The organism is Streptosporangium sp. NPDC051022 (assembly GCF_040683035.1).
Lineage (GTDB): Bacteria > Actinomycetota > Actinomycetes > Streptosporangiales > Streptosporangiaceae > Streptosporangium.
The window spans coordinates 151,999-166,659 of sequence record NZ_JBFBCF010000023.1 but is presented as its reverse complement, the minus strand read 5'-3'; the positions used below and the strand labels follow the sequence as shown (position 1 = coordinate 166,659).

15 protein-coding genes are annotated in these 14,661 nt (G+C 73.1%); 10 read left to right on the top strand and 5 right to left on the bottom strand.

Annotated elements, in window-relative coordinates; all coding sequences use genetic code 11:
* Positions 1–247 precede the first annotated feature (247 nt).
* A complete protein-coding gene (locus tag AB0N02_RS31705; protein ID WP_363953900.1) occupies positions 248–1,735 on the bottom strand; it encodes a leucyl aminopeptidase in 1,488 nt (495 codons plus the stop codon).
* A gap of 126 nt (positions 1,736–1,861) precedes the next feature.
* On the opposite strand from AB0N02_RS31705, the gene AB0N02_RS31700 reads away from it, so the two are divergent.
* From AB0N02_RS31700 to AB0N02_RS31690, 3 genes are all read left to right on the top strand, one after another.
* Complete coding sequence (locus tag AB0N02_RS31700) at positions 1,862–2,209, top strand: GntR family transcriptional regulator (RefSeq protein WP_363953898.1); 348 nt, start codon at positions 1,862–1,864, stop codon at positions 2,207–2,209.
* Positions 2,210–2,297: 88 nt separating this feature from the next.
* Positions 2,298–3,281 carry a DUF1648 domain-containing protein gene (locus AB0N02_RS31695; RefSeq protein ID WP_363953896.1) on the top strand — a complete coding sequence of 328 codons (984 nt, stop codon included), beginning with the start codon at positions 2,298–2,300 and terminating at the stop codon, positions 3,279–3,281.
* Between the two features lie 63 nt (positions 3,282–3,344).
* On the top strand, positions 3,345–4,268 hold the full coding sequence (locus AB0N02_RS31690) for a CPBP family intramembrane glutamic endopeptidase (RefSeq protein ID WP_363953894.1): 924 nt from the start codon (positions 3,345–3,347) through the stop codon (positions 4,266–4,268).
* A 17-nt stretch (positions 4,269–4,285) separates the two neighbouring features.
* Here AB0N02_RS31690 and AB0N02_RS31685 read toward each other — a convergent pair whose 3' ends face one another.
* Together AB0N02_RS31685 and AB0N02_RS31680 are read right to left on the bottom strand one after the other, a co-directional pair.
* Positions 4,286–5,263 (bottom strand): adenosylcobinamide-GDP ribazoletransferase, encoded by a 978-nt coding sequence (locus AB0N02_RS31685; RefSeq protein ID WP_363953892.1) that lies wholly within the window; start codon positions 5,261–5,263, stop codon positions 4,286–4,288.
* A 65-nt stretch (positions 5,264–5,328) separates the two neighbouring features.
* Entirely contained in the window at positions 5,329–6,501 is a 1,173-nt protein-coding gene (locus AB0N02_RS31680) for a bifunctional adenosylcobinamide kinase/adenosylcobinamide-phosphate guanylyltransferase (RefSeq protein WP_363953890.1), read from the bottom strand.
* A gap of 228 nt (positions 6,502–6,729) precedes the next feature.
* On the opposite strand from AB0N02_RS31680, the gene AB0N02_RS31675 reads away from it, so the two are divergent.
* Entirely contained in the window at positions 6,730–6,936 is a 207-nt protein-coding gene (locus tag AB0N02_RS31675; RefSeq protein WP_363953888.1) for a hypothetical protein, read from the top strand.
* A gap of 238 nt (positions 6,937–7,174) precedes the next feature.
* On the opposite strand, the gene AB0N02_RS31670 is transcribed toward AB0N02_RS31675, so the two are convergent.
* A complete protein-coding gene (locus tag AB0N02_RS31670; protein ID WP_363953886.1) occupies positions 7,175–8,173 on the bottom strand; it encodes an aldo/keto reductase family protein in 999 nt (332 codons plus the stop codon).
* Between the two features lie 56 nt (positions 8,174–8,229).
* On the opposite strand from AB0N02_RS31670, the gene AB0N02_RS31665 reads away from it, so the two are divergent.
* Positions 8,230–9,585, top strand: a complete 1,356-nt coding sequence (locus AB0N02_RS31665) for an SMI1/KNR4 family protein (protein ID WP_363953884.1) — start codon at positions 8,230–8,232, stop codon at positions 9,583–9,585.
* Between the two features lie 177 nt (positions 9,586–9,762).
* On the opposite strand, the gene AB0N02_RS31660 is transcribed toward AB0N02_RS31665, so the two are convergent.
* Entirely contained in the window at positions 9,763–10,371 is a 609-nt protein-coding gene (locus AB0N02_RS31660; protein WP_363953882.1) for a DUF3043 domain-containing protein, read from the bottom strand.
* Positions 10,372–10,518: 147 nt separating this feature from the next.
* Between AB0N02_RS31660 and AB0N02_RS31655 the strand changes: the two genes are divergently transcribed.
* From AB0N02_RS31655 to AB0N02_RS31635, 5 genes are read left to right on the top strand one after another with little or no spacing between them, the layout of a single operon-like run.
* On the top strand, positions 10,519–11,322 hold the full coding sequence (locus AB0N02_RS31655; protein WP_363953880.1) for a PspA/IM30 family protein: 804 nt from the start codon (positions 10,519–10,521) through the stop codon (positions 11,320–11,322).
* On the top strand, positions 11,319–11,597 hold the full coding sequence (locus tag AB0N02_RS31650; RefSeq protein WP_363953878.1) for a hypothetical protein: 279 nt from the start codon (positions 11,319–11,321) through the stop codon (positions 11,595–11,597). Before AB0N02_RS31655 ends, AB0N02_RS31650 begins: the two co-directional genes overlap by 4 nt.
* 9 nt (positions 11,598–11,606) lie before the next feature.
* The gene (gene htpX / locus AB0N02_RS31645; RefSeq protein WP_363953876.1) at positions 11,607–12,515 is read left to right on the top strand and encodes a zinc metalloprotease HtpX; all 909 of its coding nucleotides are present in this window, start codon (positions 11,607–11,609) and stop codon (positions 12,513–12,515) included.
* Between the two features lie 3 nt (positions 12,516–12,518).
* Positions 12,519–13,136, top strand: coding sequence for a hypothetical protein (locus AB0N02_RS31640; RefSeq protein WP_363953874.1), 618 nt, complete (start codon positions 12,519–12,521; stop codon positions 13,134–13,136).
* Positions 13,137–13,139: 3 nt separating this feature from the next.
* The gene (locus AB0N02_RS31635; protein WP_363953872.1) at positions 13,140–14,615 is read left to right on the top strand and encodes an alpha/beta fold hydrolase; all 1,476 of its coding nucleotides are present in this window, start codon (positions 13,140–13,142) and stop codon (positions 14,613–14,615) included.
* Positions 14,616–14,661: the final 46 nt, after the last annotated feature.

Sequence of the window (14,661 nt, the reverse complement as noted above, 5' to 3'; positions counted from 1 at the left end):
GGCAGCCAGTCGACGGTGTCGAACTGGGCCGCCCCCAGGGCCCGCCAGCGGTTGGAGAAGTGGGGGGGGGGGGGCGCCGGGGGGGGGGGCGCGGGGGACGCCCCCCCGGCGGCCGCCCCCCCCGCCTCCGCCCCCGGTCCCGGCTTGCCGCCGTGCCGGTGTCGCGCCCTCGGCCTGACACCGGCAACCGCATCCTTTCATCTGTCCGCGTCGCTCGCGGCCGCTCGCGGGCCGCTCACGCGACCTGTCAGCCCGCGTAGCGTTCCGCGAGGCCGACGAGGGTCCGGGTGATCGCGCCGGTGCCGCCCTTCGGCGTGTAACCGTGGGGCTCTCCCTTGTTGAACGCGGGCCCGGCCATGTCGATGTGCGCCCAGCGGACCCCCTCCGGCACGAACTCCCGCAGGAAGAGGGCCGCCGTCAGCATCCCGCCGAAACGATCGGGGTGCAGGTTGGCGATGTCGGCGACGGGGGAGTCGAGGCCCTTGCGGAGCTCCTCGGGCAGGGGCATGCCCCACGCGGCCTCACCCTGCCGGCCCGCGACCTCGACGACCTGCTCGCGCAGCTCGTCGTCGTTGGCCATGACGCCGGCCGTACGCCAGCCGAGCGCGACGATCTGCGCGCCGGTGAGCGTGGCGACGTCCACGATCACGTCGGGGTTGTCCCGGCCTGCGCGGGCGATGCCGTCGATCAGCACCAGACGGCCCTCCGCGTCGGTGTCGAGCACCTCGACGGTCTTGCCCGCCAGGCTGGTGAACACGTCGGAGGGACGCTGGGCGGTACCGCTCGGCATGTTCTCCGCCAGGCAGAGGTAGCCGACCGCGTTGACCTTCAGGCCCAGCCTGGCGATCGCGACGAGCGCGCCGAGGACCGCCCCGGCGCCGCCCATGTCCGACTTCATCCAGTCCATCGAGGCCGAGGGCTTGAGCGACAGGCCGCCCGAGTCGAAGGTGATGCCCTTGCCGACGAAGGCGACCGTCTTGGCGGCCTCCGGGTGGATGTAGGCGAGGCGGACCAGGCGCGGCGGGTTGGCCGAGCCCTGGCCGACGGCGACGATGCCGCCGTAACCGCCCTCCTTCAGCTGCTTCTCGTCCAGGACCTGGACCGACAGGCCCGCCTCGGAGCCGGTCTCCTCGGCGATCTCGGCGAAGCGCGCGGGCCACAGGTCCGAGGGCGGCATGTTGACCAGGTCGCGGACGAGGGAGACCGACTCCGAGACGGTGGCGGCGCGCCCGACGGCGTCCTCGGCGCCCTCGGCGTCGCTCAGCACCGTCAGCTCGACGACCGGGGCCGGCTGCTCGCCGTTGGTGCGGTACCTGGTGAAGGAGTAGGCGCCGAGCAGGCCGCCTAGGGCGACGGCCTCGGCCTGCCGCGCGTCGGCGGTCGGCAGGGCGAGCGCCACGCGGGTGGTGCCCGCCAGCGCGCGTACGGCGGTGCCCGCGGCGCGGCGCAGCGCCTCGGTGTCGTGGTCGCCCTCGGGAGCGTCCCCGAGGCCGACGACGACCAGGAGAGGGGCGGTCAGCGCGCCAAAGGTCGGAAGTTTGGCGATCTCGCCGGGTTTGCCGTTGAAGCCCACGGCGCCGAGAGTCGTGGCGAGCCTGCCGCCGAGGGCCTCGTCGAGCCCCTCGGCCCCCGGAGCGGGGAGAAGGCCCTCCGGGCCGCTATGGACGCCGACGACCAGCGCATCGGTATCGAACGAGACGACGTTGTCAGTTGAGTTCACCCGCACAGTGGTCACGCGCCCGATGCTAGCCCTGCTTGGGCCGTACGCATAAACGAGGGTTCGTCCTATGAATTTACAAGGCCGGTATGAAGCTAGTCCGGCTATCACCATCGAGATGATGGTGCTACTGTCGATAGCATCATGTTGCTCACTCTGGATCTGAACGACTCCCGGCCGCTGCACGAGCAGGTCGCGGGAGCGATCCGCCGCGCCATCGCCGACGGTTCCTACGCGCCGGGCGACAGGCTGCCGCCGGCCAGGGATCTGGCGGACGCGCTGGGCATCAACGCCAACACGGTGCTGCGCGCGCTGCGCGAGCTGCGGGACGAGGGGCTGCTCGAGTTCCGCCGTGGACGCGGTGTCAGCGTGTTCAGCAGGCCGGACGCCCGCGCGGTGCTGGCGGAGGCGGCACGTGAACTGCTCGCCGAGGCCGACCGGTACGGCTACGGCCCGGAAGAAGTGATCCACATCATCAGAGAACTGTCGTGAACCTCCCGCCCCCGCACACGTCCGCCCGGGTCTTTCGCCGGGTTCCCGAATCCCCCGCCCCGCAGCTCCACCATCGGAAGGAGGCGTGATGACTCTCCGAGGCCGCGTCGCCCTCGCCCTCGCCTGGGGCGCGCTCGTCACCGCGCTCATGATCGGCATTCAGCTCGCCCTGCGTGACCGCCTTCCCGGCACGCTCGCGACCCACTGGAACGGCGCGGGCACCCCCGACGGCCACATGTCCTTCACCGCCAACCTCCTGTTCGACCTGCTCTTCTGGGTCGTCCCCTGGATCGTCCTGACGGTTCTCGCACTGCGGGACCCGACGCTGCGCACCCGCCTCGGGCGCGCCTACTGGAGCGGATTCCTCTTCGGCTGGTCCGTGCTGGCCGTCGGCATGCAGGTCTCGACCCTCCTGGCCAACCTCGGCGTCGCCGACTGGCGCCAGGCGACGCTGCCCGCCTGGCAGGTCGGCGTCGTGATCGCCGCCGCCGTCGCGGCGGGCGTGCTCGCGGGCCTGCTCGGCAGGGGCGGCCCCGACCCGCGTCACGAGCACCCGGAGGCGCCCGCCATGCGGCTGCGGCCCGGGCAGCGCGCGGTCTGGGTGGGCCGTACCACCAACCCCTGGCTCGTCGGCCTGTCCCTCGCCTCCCTGGTCGGCGCGCTGGCCGTCGCCGTGTTCGCCGTCACGGGCGTCGTGTCCGGCGGGGAGCTCTGGATCGTCATGGTCGTCCTGACGGTGGTGACGGTTCTCGGCCTCGGCACCAGTTCGATCAGCGTCCGCGCCGACGTGGACGGCCTGCGCGTCGGCTTCGGCCCCCTGGGCAGGCCCGTGCGCCGCACCCCGATCGCCGAGATCGAGTCGGCCTGGGCGGAGACGATCAGCCCCGCCGAGACCGGAGGGTGGGGCCTGCGGGGCCTGCCCGGCACCGGCCGGGTCGTCCTCATGTTGCGCGCGGGCGAGTGCCTGGTCGTCCGGCGCGTCTCCGGAGGCGAGTTCGCCGTCTCCGTCGACGACGCCGAGCGCGCCGCCGCCCTGCTGAACGCCTACGTCGCCGAGACCGTCGACTCCTGACCCCCTCCTGCCCCCCCGGAAAGTCGACTCCTGATCCCCTCCTGCCTCCCGGAAAGTGGTCCCATGTCCCGCCGCCCCGCCGACCTGCGGTTGTTCCTGCTCGTCGCGTTCGGCCTGTCCTGGCTGTTCGCCCTGCCCCTCTGGCTGAGCGGAGCGCCCCTCGGCTCCCCGCTCCTGCTGGTCACCGGCACCGTGATGATGTTCACCCCCACGCTCGGCGTGCTGGCCGTCCGCATGTACGGCAGGCGGCGCGGCGAGCCCGGGACCACCTGGCGCGAGTGGGCCAGGCTGACCGGCCTGACCCTGGGGGAGCGCAGGGGCCGTACGGTCGCGCTCGTCGCGCTGGGCTGGTTCGGCACCCAACTGCTCGTGGTGGCCGCGATCGCGCTCAGCGCCGCCCTCGGGCTGGTCGTCCTCGACCTCGACGGGCTCAGCCTGTTCCGCGAGGGCCTGGAGGCGGCGGCCCCCGGCCGGCCCCTGCCCATGGCCCCCGGGACGCTGGCCGTGCTGCAGCTCGCCCTGGCGGTGCTGATCGCCCCTCTGATCAACTCCGTCGCGGCGTTCGGCGAGGAGTGGGGCTGGCGGGGCTGGCTCCTTCCGCGCCTGATGCCGCTGGGCACCTGGCGGGCGATCGTGGTCTCCGGCGTGATCTGGGGGGCCTGGCACGCCCCGCTCACCCTGCGCGGCTACAACTATCCGGAGCTCGGTGCCTGGGCCGCGCCGCTGTTCGTCGTCTTCTGCGTGGTCTACGGCGCGCTGCTCGGCTGGCTGCGCCTGTTCTCCGGCAGCGTCTGGCCCGCGGTCGTCGGCCACGGGGCCCTGAACGCGTCGGCGAGCCTGATCCTGCTCGTCGGCGACGCCGCCCATCCGCCCAACCTCGCCGTCGCAGGGATCACCGGCCTGGCCGGTTCGGCGCTGCTGGCCGTGATCGCGGCCGTGCTGTTCCGCCGCCTGCCGGTGCGCCCGCCCGTCTCCGCCGGGGTCTGACCGGGATCGGGGACTCGTCAAAGGACCGCCGCGCACACCACCAGCGCGGCGGTCGTGGCGATCTCGACGAGCGCGCCGAGCACGTCCCCGGTGACCCCGCCCAGCCGCCGCACGGCCCGCCGCCGCAGGGCCCAGGCCGCCGACAGAGCCGCGACGACGGCCAGGGGCGGCCCGAGGAGCCAGGTGTACGAGCCGAACGGGACGGCCAGGCCGCCCGTGTCCGTGTCGGCGGGCGCCTGCCCGTACAGCACGGTGGCGCTCCGTCCCCAGACCTCCTCCGGGACGGGATACACGAGGCCCGGGGAGAGCTCGTGGAAGGAGGAGTCCCCCGGGAACGGGAGAAGGGGCGCGTCCAGGACTCCGGCCGCGTAGGCGGGAGGCAGGGCCGCCGCCCCCAGGAGCACCAGCGCCGTCACGGCCAGCGCGGGGCCCCGCCGTACGGTTCCGGCGACCAGCGCGCCGAGGCCGCCGGGGCGGGCGGCGGGGACGCCCGTCCGGCAGGCCCAGGTCAGGGCCAGCCGTCCCGCCGCGCAGGCGGTGACCAGCGCGACCGGTCCCGCCCCCGAGGCGGTGACCTCCGACAGCGCCGCGACCTGGACCAGCAGGGTGAGCAGCAGCGTCACGACGCCGAACGGCCCGATGTCGGACCGTTTCATGATGTCGAGCGCCTGCTCGGCGGGCCTGCCGCTGCCCAGCCCGTCGGCCAGGTCGGCCAGTCCGTCCAGGTGCAGTCCCCGGGTGAGCAGCGCCAGGGCCGCGACGGCCAGCGCCGAGGCGAGCAGCGGGGCCAGGCCCAGCCACAGCGCCCCCGCCAGCACGGCCGCGCAGCAGACGCCGAGCACCGCTCCCACGAACGGGGCGGCCGTCATCGCGACCCCGCCCGCCCGGCGGTCGATCGTTCCCGGGCGGACCGGGAACACGCTCAGCGTGCCGATCGCCAGGCGCAGCCCGTCGGTCACCGTCGAGCCGGGTGCGGAGGGCGGGGTTTCGGACACGGACGACGATCGTAGCCCCCGGGGAACCGGCCCGAGGAGGGCGGCGCTCAGACGGGCAGGGGCGCTCAGACGGGCAGGGGCAGGAGGCGGCCCGCGACGACCAGGGCGACGTCCTCGGACTCCAAGGCCAGGCGCTGGTTCAGCCCGCCGAGGGCGTCGCGGAACATCCGGCCGCCCGCGCTGACCGGCACCACGCCCAGCCCGACCTCGTCGGAGACCGCGACCACCCGGGAGCGGGCCTGCCGCCAGGCCGCGACCAGTTCGTCGCACCGGGCCGCCACGGCCTCCAGGCGGGCAGCGCCGTCTGTGCCGTCTGTGCCGCCCGTGTCGTTCCCGTCGTTCCCGCCGCTCGCGTCGGGCCAGGCGCCGCACTCGTCGAAGACCGCCGCGATCCAGGTGCCGAGCCCGTCGATCAGCATCGGGGTCCGGGAGGTCCGCAGCAGGCCCGCCAGGTCGGTGGTCTCGACCGTCGCCCAGTGGGCGGGCCTGCGGTCCCGGTGCGCCCTGATCCGGCGCTCCCACTCGGCGTCACCCGCTCCGGAGGGGCCGGTCGCGACGTAGAGGACCTCGGGCTCGGCCGCCAGCCGCAGCTCAGCCTCCGCCGACTTGCCCGAGCGCGTCCCGCCCATGAGCAGGGTCCGCCGGGGCGGCGCGGGCCGGGCGGGCGCGGGCTCGCCGAGGTCGAGGACCGTTCCGTCGGGTACGGCCCGCACCCCCCACAGCAGCGCCCGCCGGGCCAGCTCGGCCTCGGAGGGCACCCGGTGGTCGAGGCCCACCGCGACGACGTGCGTCCGCTCGGTGAGCACGCCCCGGCGGCGCAGGTCGCCCAGCCGCTCCGGCCGGTCCAGAGGGTCGATCAGCACCAGGTCGCAGGCCGCGCCGTCGTCCCCGGCAGGCCGGCCCGGCGCGGACGGGACGGCGGAGGCGGGCGGAGTGGTGGAGGCGGGCGGGGCGGCGTGTCCCGGTGGGGCGGCATGGAGGATCCGATGGCCGGAGGGGGCGGTGACGACGAGGCCGTCCGGGCCCGCCGAGGCCAGGTAGCCCGGCGGCAGCCGGACGCCCGCCTCCGGGAAGACACGGCCGGGCTCCGGCAGCGGGAGCCGTAGCGGGGCCTCGACGCCGAGGACGACCTCGGTGGGACGGCGGTGGCCGGGGAGGAGACGGGCACAGGAGGCGCACCCGCACCCCGGGGCGGGCCATCCGCCCGCTCCCGCCGTACCGGAGATCAGGACTCGCACCGCCCCAGCGTACGGGCGAGCCCGCGGGGCGGTGGTGGCGTGGTGGTGGCGTGGTGGCGGCGCGGTGACGGCGCGGTGACGGTGCGGTGATGGCGCGGTGACGGTGCGGTGATGGCGCGGTACGGCCGGCGTCCCCCCGGTCACCGGAGGCGCGGGCGTTATAGGGTTCGCTGAGCCCTCTGGAAGGCGTCACCGGACCCCGGGATAACGGGATAGGGAGTGTGTTGCATGACGTGGCACTGGCGTTACGAAAACGCGAACGGCGGCGAGGTGACCGAGGGGGTCACGCCGTCCGACGCGTTCCCGAGCCAGGCGGACGCGGAGTCGTGGCTCGGTGAGAGCTGGCGCGAGCTGCTGGAGGCCGGTGTCGAAAGCGTCACGCTGCTCGAAGGCGACCGGGTCGAGTACGAGAAGATGTCGCTCCGTCCCGAGTGAGACGGGCCCGTCCGGCGCTGTGAGCGGGAACGTTCACCGGGGCGGAGGCCGCGCCGGCGCCGGTCCGCCCCGCTCCATCGCCCGCCGCAGGGCGCCCGAACGGTCACGAGCGCGGCGAAGGCGGGCGTTCAGCGCACCGGCGGCCCGATGTCCGGGGCCGGGAACGGGTGATCCCCTGGGCTCCAGGTGGGAGAGGACCAGGGGATCGGGTTCCGTCGCCGGTGGAGGGAGGCGGCGCCTACGGGCGCTTCTCGGGGCTGACGGTCTTGGCCGGATCCCGCTCGACGACCGGGCCGAGGACGTCGTCGATCTTCTTGAGGACCTCGGCGTCCAGCTTCACCCCGGCGGCCTTGACGTTGTCGCGGACCTGCTCCGGCTTGGACGCGCCGATGATCGCCGAGGACACGTTCGGGTTCTGCAGCACCCAGGCGACCGCGAGCTGCGCCATGGTCAGCCCGAGGTCGGCGGCGATCGGCTTGAGGTCCTGGACGCGGGTGAGCACGTCGTTGGCCAGGACCCGGGAGATGAAGCCTCCGCCGGTCGGGTCGGTGGCCCGCGATCCCGCGGGCGGGGGCTGCCCCGGAAGGTACTTTCCGGTCAGCACGCCCTGGGCGATCGGGGACCAGACGATCTGGCCGAGACCCTCCTTCTCACTCAGCGGCACCACCTCCGCCTCGATGACACGCCACAGCATCGAGTACTGCGGCTGGTTGGAGACCAGGCGGTCGAAGCCCATCTCGTCGGCGATCCTCAGCGCACGGGCGATCTGGTCGGCGCTCCACTCGCTGACGCCGACGTAGAGGACCTTGCCCTGCCGTACGAGGTCGTCGAAGGTCTTGAGGGTCTCCTCGAGCGGAGTCTCGTGGTCGAAGCGGTGGGCCTGGTACAGGTCGACGTAGTCGGTCTGCAGGCGCCGCAGCGAGCCGTGGATGGACTCGGTGATGTGCTTACGGGACAGACCGCGGTCGTTGGGACCCGGTCCGGTCGGCCAGTAGACCTTGGTGAAGATCTCCAGGGATTCGCGGCGGATCCCCTTCAGCGCGCGGCCGAGCACCTCCTCAGCCTTCGTTCCCGCGTAGACGTCCGCGGTGTCGAAGGTGGTGATCCCCTCGTCGAGCGCCGCCCGCACGCACTCCTTCGCGGCATCCTCCTCGACCTGGGAACCGTGAGTGATCCAGTTGCCGTAGCTGATCTCACTGACCATGAGGCCACTACGGCCAAGGTGGCGGAATTCCATGTTTCCGACCCTAGTAGGTGCGATGGGATAGGGGGATTCGGGATAACCTGCCCGGCGTGTTGCGGTTGATCACTTCTCGATGGGTACGGCTCGCCCTGGCGGCCGCCGTGACGACGGCGATCGTCGTGGCGGTCCTGCGCCTGCGCCGGTCCCCGGCCGTCTCCGGGGCGGGTCCCCGTCCCCGGACCGTGCCCAGGAGTGTGCCCAGGATCGCGCCCGGGGTCGCCGTCCGCGTCGAGACCGATCCCGGGACGCTCTCCGGAGCCGGATCCGGCCGATCGAAGAGCTGGCCCCCGGCCCCGATCCTCGGCACGCCGACGGCCGACGACCTCAGGCGCTACGCCGCCACCTCCCGTGTGCCGGAGTTCTTCCTCCGCGAGGCCGTACCGCGCAAGCCCCTGGACCACGCGCTCCGGCGCACGCTGACCCGCTGGGGCGCGGTCGTGTGCGCGCTGTGTCTGCTGGCCCTCGGCGGGCAGTTCCTGGAGAGCGCGGTCTTCCCCAAGAAGGTGGAGACGGAGGAGCGCAGCGTCATCGGCGAGTCCCGCGCGTGCCCGGTGTACGGGGGCGAGGCGGAGTGGCGGGAGGCGGGGGAGACCGACGACGCCTGCCCGGAGCGGGACGGCACGGCGTTCTACGACTTCTCCCAGCCCACGCAGCCGCCGGGCGTCGACGACGACGGCTCCTCCGATCACGCCGTCGCGGAGGGGCCGTGGACCCCCTCGCCGGAGCCGACCCCCGTCACGGCCGGTCCGGCCGTCGACGCCGACTGCCACCCGGTGGCCGGGAGACCGAGGGCGCGGCCGCTCAGCCCGAGGGTGACCAGGGCGGTGAACCTGCAGTGGGCGCGGATCGAGAGGTGGCTGAGGGCCAACGCCCCCGCGACCTACCGAACCCTCGCGGGCCCCGCCAGGCCCGGGACCATCGCGGTCGCCGAGGCGCAGATGGGCCTGCGCCTCCCCAACGACCTGCGCGCCTCCCTGCTGCGGCACAACGGCTCGACGGGGAGGAACGGGGCGCGGGGGTTCGGCCCGATGGGCGACGAGCTCATGGGCGTCAGGCAGATCCGCGACACCTGGCGGACGCTGTGCGGAACCGACGACAGGCAGGGGGAGGCGGAGACGGGGGCGGAGCCCGATCCGCGCACGGAGCGGTGGGACGGGCGGATGGTCCCGTTCGGCGTCGACGGCGCCGGCGGTCACCTGCTGGTCGACTCGGTCGCGCACGACGTGGGAGAGTCCGGCGGGGAGGGCCCGATGGGCTTCACCCCGGGCGGGATCCGGATCAGGTCGTACTACGCGCTGCTGAAGGCCACCGCCGACGCCCTGGAGACGGACGGGACGGTCGGCGCCTGGAGGCCCGTGCTCATGGGGAGGGCGCTGGGGTGGCGCAACGCCGCCGGATCCGGCTGAGTCCCGGGAGACGAATCCCTGGAAGGCACGTGTCGGATCCGGCCGTGGAGATCCGGAGCGGTCCGTGGGGATCCGTGGGGATCGGTCTCCGGCCGGGGGCGGACGGAAACGGAGGAGGGAAAGCACAAGCCCCGGTCGCCCGCTTCGGGGACCGGGGCTCGCGGGATCCGCTCGGGCCTACTTCTTCGCCGGGACCGGCCTGCCGCCGGGCAGCACGGTGGGCGGCGGGAAGCGCAGCTTGCGGATCTGCAGCGCGCGCATCGCGGCGTAGAAGCCGACGCCCTTGACGCTCTCTTCGGGGAACTTCTCCGCCACCAGCTTCTTGACCTTCCACGCGACCCAGAACGAGGTCAGCAGGACTCCGGCCATCATGAGCGGCCAGCCGACGGTGATGACGGCGACGTAGACGGTGCCGCGGATCTCCGCCGGGAAGGGGATCCAGGTCAGCAGTAGAATGAGCAGCGAGAACGGCAGGAAGTACTGGCTGGGCAGGCGCCGGGAGTCGACCCATTCGCGGGCGAACTTGCGGGCCGGGCCCCGGTCGCGGGCCGGGAAGTAGCGCTCGTCACCACGGAGCATGCCCTCGCGGGCCTTGACGCGATCGTTGGCCTGGCGCTCACGGAGCTGCTTGTAGGCCTCTTTGCGGTTCTGCGGGGCGTTCACCGGCTGGCGGCGACGACCTTCGGCGTCCCGGCGCTTGGGTGTGGGACGCCCCTTGCCCGCAGGCTTAGGATCGTTGACGGAGACGGGGGAGTCGTCCGCGGTGGTCTGGGTACGTCGGAACACAACGTCAGCCTACCGGGACTGCAACTTAGTGACGCCCCCGTGCGTTATGCGTAGGGTGAACCTATGGTGGCTCCGGTGCTTTTCTTCGGGGGCTGGAATCACTGGGGTGACCCGAAGCGCATTTGAAGAAGGGGACGGCCGACGCGCATGAGCGTGATGAAGAGACTTTCCATGATCTTCAAGTCCAAGGCGAACAACGCCTTGGACAAGATGGAGGATCCGCGCGAGACCCTGGACTACTCCTACCAGCGTCAGTTGGAGTTGTTGCAGAAGGTGCGCCGGGGCGTGGCCGATGTCGCCACCTCGCGTAAGCGGGTGGAGTTGCAGATCAACCAGATCGAGGCCCAGGCGCGCAAGCTCGAGGAGCAGGGCCGCAAGGCACTCGGGGTCGGGCGCGAGGACCTCGCCCGCGAGGCGCTGACCCGCAGGTCGAGCCTGCAGACCCAGATCGCCGATCTTCGTGTGCAGCACGACAACCTGCAGGCCGAGGAGGAGAAGCTCACCACGGCCTCGCACCGCCTGCAGGCCAAGGTCGACTCCTTCCGTACGCGGAAGGAAACGATCAAGGCGACCTACACCGCCGCCGAGGCGCAGACCCGGATCAACGAGGCCTTCTCCGGCATCTCCGAGGAGATGGGCGACGTCGGTCTGGCGATCCAGCGGGCCGAGGACAAGACCGCCTCGATGCAGGCCCGCGCGGGCGCCATCGACGAGCTGCTGGCCAGTGGCGCGCTCGACGACTTCAGCGGCCAGCGCGGCGACGACATCCAGGCCGAGCTCGACCGCATGGGCGGCGGGCACGACGTGGAGCTGGAGATCGCCCGGATGAAGGCCGAGCTCGGCCAGGGCCCCGCGCCCAAGAGCGCGATCGAGCAGGGCCCGTCCCAGCAGCAGCAGCCTCAGCAGCAGCACCAGACGCAGCAGCTGCGTCAGCCGGGGGAGGGGCTGTGATCGTACGCATCATGGGCGAGGGCCAGATCGAGATCGCGCCGGACGACCTCGACGTCCTCAACGCCCTCGACGGCGAGCTGGAGGCGGCCATCAAGGCCGGGGACGAGGAGTCCTTCCGGGGCAGGCTGCACGATCTGCTGGACAAGGTCCGTCACGTCGGAAAACCCCTTCCCGACGACAGCCTTGAGCCCTCCGAGCTGATTTTGCCTCCCGCTGACGCTTCCATGGACGAAGTGCGGGAGATGCTCGGCAACGAGGGGCTGATTCCCGGATAGTTTGGGCATATGGCACATACCCGGTTCGCCCCGGACCGGGGCCTGACCAGCCGCATGGTCGTGACCATGTTCCTGCTGGGGCTGTTGTACGTCGTGTTCGTGGGCGTCCTGATCTCGCTGGGCGTCCGGACGGTCGTGGTGCTGCTGATCGCCGTGGGCATCCTCGCAGTGCAGTACTTCATGTCCGACCGCATCGCGCTGTTCGCGATGCACGGGCGTGTCGTCAGCCCGCAGGAGGCTCCCGAGCTACACGGCATGATCGACCGTCTCTGCGCGATGGCCGACATGCCCAAGCCGCGGGTGGCGATCGCGGACTCGGACGTCCCGAACGCGTTCGCCACCGGCCGCAACCAGAAGAACTCCGTGGTCTGCGCGACCACCGGGCTGCTGCGGCGGCTGGAGCCCGCCGAGATCGAGGGCGTGCTCGCCCACGAGATGTCCCACGTCGCCCATCGCGACGTCGCGGTGATGACCATCGCCTCCTTCCTCGGCATCGTCGCCGGGCTGATGACCAGGGTCGCGCTCTACAGCGGCCTGGGCGGGCGCAGGGACAACCAGAACGGCCCGCCGATCGGCCTGATCGTGATGCTGGTCTCGCTCCTGGTCTACGCGGTCAGCTTCCTGCTCACCCGCGCCCTTTCCCGCTACCGTGAGCTGGCCGCCGACCGCGCGGGGGCGTTGCTCACCCAGCGGCCCTCCGTGCTGGCCAGCGCGCTGGTCAAGGTCAGCGGCGAGATGGCCCGCATCCCGACCAGGGATCTGCGCGAGGCCGAGCCGTTCAACGCCTTCTTCTTCGCGCCGGCGCTGGCCGGTCGCGGGGGCGCGTCCCTGGCCTCGTTGTTCGCCACCCACCCGCCGCTGGAGCGGCGTCTGGAACAGCTCAGGCAGATCTCCGCCCAGCTCGGCCGGGGGGTGTGACAGGTGGCCAGATGGTGGGACGCGCTGCTGGGCCGTACCGAGCCGGTCAAGCCCGACCTGGACGCGCTGTTCGCGCTGCCGTCCGCCGCGGTGACCCTGCAGGCCGCGACCGGGCTGGAGCCGATCGGGACCGGTTCGGTCTGCTTCCGCGCGGCCGAGGGCGGGGCGTTCACCACCCTGGAGCACGACGTCCTGGGGCTGCTCGACACCGGGGAAGGGCCGCCGATCACGCAGTCCAAGGACCCCTACGGCTACAGCTGGCTGGTGGTGCACCGTACGCCCGACCAGGTCGGTGAGCTGGTCACCGACCTGCACGCCGTCAACTCCTCCCTGGAGGCGGCGGGCTTCGGCCCCTCCCTGCTCTGTTCCCTGGTGGTCTTCGGCATCTCCCCGGACGGTCCGCCGGACGGTTCCCCGCTCGAATCCGTGGCCGGGGTGGGACGCGGGCTCGCCCTGGTCTACCTCTACAAAAGAGGCACCTTCTACCCCTTCGCGCCGCTGGCCGGCCAGCGCAGGGACAACGCGCTCGAACTCCAGGTGCGCGCGGCCCTCGAAGGGGAGCTGAGGATCGAGCCCGACCTCGGCCGCTGGTTCCCCCTCTGGGGCGCTCCCGGGCTGTGAGCGGTGCGCTCCAGGCGAAGGGTGACCCTGGCCGCCGCCCGCGCGTTCCTGCTCGCGGGCCTGTGCTACGGCGCCTGGGTGCCGCTGCAGTTCCTCAACCCGGGGATCGACCGCTCCTGGGCCTACCTCAGCGAGCTGGCGATCGTCGGCCAGCCCTGGTCGTGGCTGGTGCGGGCCGCCGACGTGGCGGCCGGGACCGCCTGCCTGGCGGGGGTCGCGCTGGCGCCCGACGAGCGGCCCGGGCGGGCGGGGGCGGCGGGGTGGCTCGGGCTCGCGCTGTTCGGTGTGATGACGGTCCTGGACGCGGCGCTCTTCCCGCTCGACTGTGCCGCGCTGAGTGATCCCTCCTGCGCGGTGGCCGAGGCCACGGGCCGGGTCTCGGCCGCCCACCGGATCCACGCGGTGGCCAGTTCGCTGGCGCTCGCGGGAGTGGCGGTCAGCCTCGTGGCGCTGCCGCTGAGTGCGCTGCGGCGGCGCAGGTGGCCGATCCTGGTGTACGGCGGAGCCGCGCTGGCCGCCCTCATGGCCGTCGCGACGCTGTGGACCCTGTCCCTGGTCGCGGCGCTGACGGTCGCCGGGCTCCGGGGGCCGGTGGGCACGGCGCAGCGCTTCCAGGTCGGGATCGTCGCGCTCTGGCTCCTGCTGGTGGGGGCCGCGCTGTGGCGGGACAGGACACGGGCGGCCCCGCCGAAGACGCACGTCCTGCCCGAGGGGGCGGACGGGCCGCCGGTGGTGATCTGCGCGGGGATGGCCGGGGCGTGGTTCCACTGGGACCGGGTCGCCGCGGGCCTGAGCGGCGACCACCGGGTGATCCGCTTCGACCGTCCGGGCCTGGGACTCAGCTCGGCCCACCTCGGCCCGCCCACGCTGCGTGAGGAGGCGGAGCGGATCGCCGCGCTCGCCGATCGCGCGCTGGTCGTCGGTCACTCGGTCGCCGGCTGGCACGCCGAGGCCTTCGCCCGGCTCCACCCCGGGCGGGCGGCGGGCCTGGTCCTGGTCGATCCCAGCTGCGAGCCGGGGCTCAGGCCCAGGGGGCGGGCGCGGGCGGCTCTCGTGCGCGCCGTGCAGGGGGTCCTGCCCGCCCTGGGCGGGACGTTCGGCGCCACCGCGCTCGCCTGGCTGACGCTGCCCCTCGCCCACCGCCTCGTCATGGGCCCGCACGACCGCGCCCGCCTGGTCTACGGCAGGGGCCGGGTCCTGGCCGCCGCGCTGGCCGAGTGGCTGGCCTATCCCGACATGGCCGCCGAACTCGCCGAGTTGCGCCGGAGCCATCCCCTTCCCGGGATCGAGGTCGTCATCCTCAGCGGCGGGCCGGGCGATCCCCGCCACCGGGCCCTGGCCGAGCTCCTGAACGCCCGGCTGGTCGCCCTGCCGGGGACCGGTCACGAGATCCAGCTCGAACGCCCGGAGGCCATCGTCGAAGCGGTCGGAACGCTCGGCTCCCTCCGCCGCGAACCACCGGACACACCGCGCGGATAGCGCTTTTCGGTCCGCCCGCTTCGGGATTGATGCACTGGCCGTGATG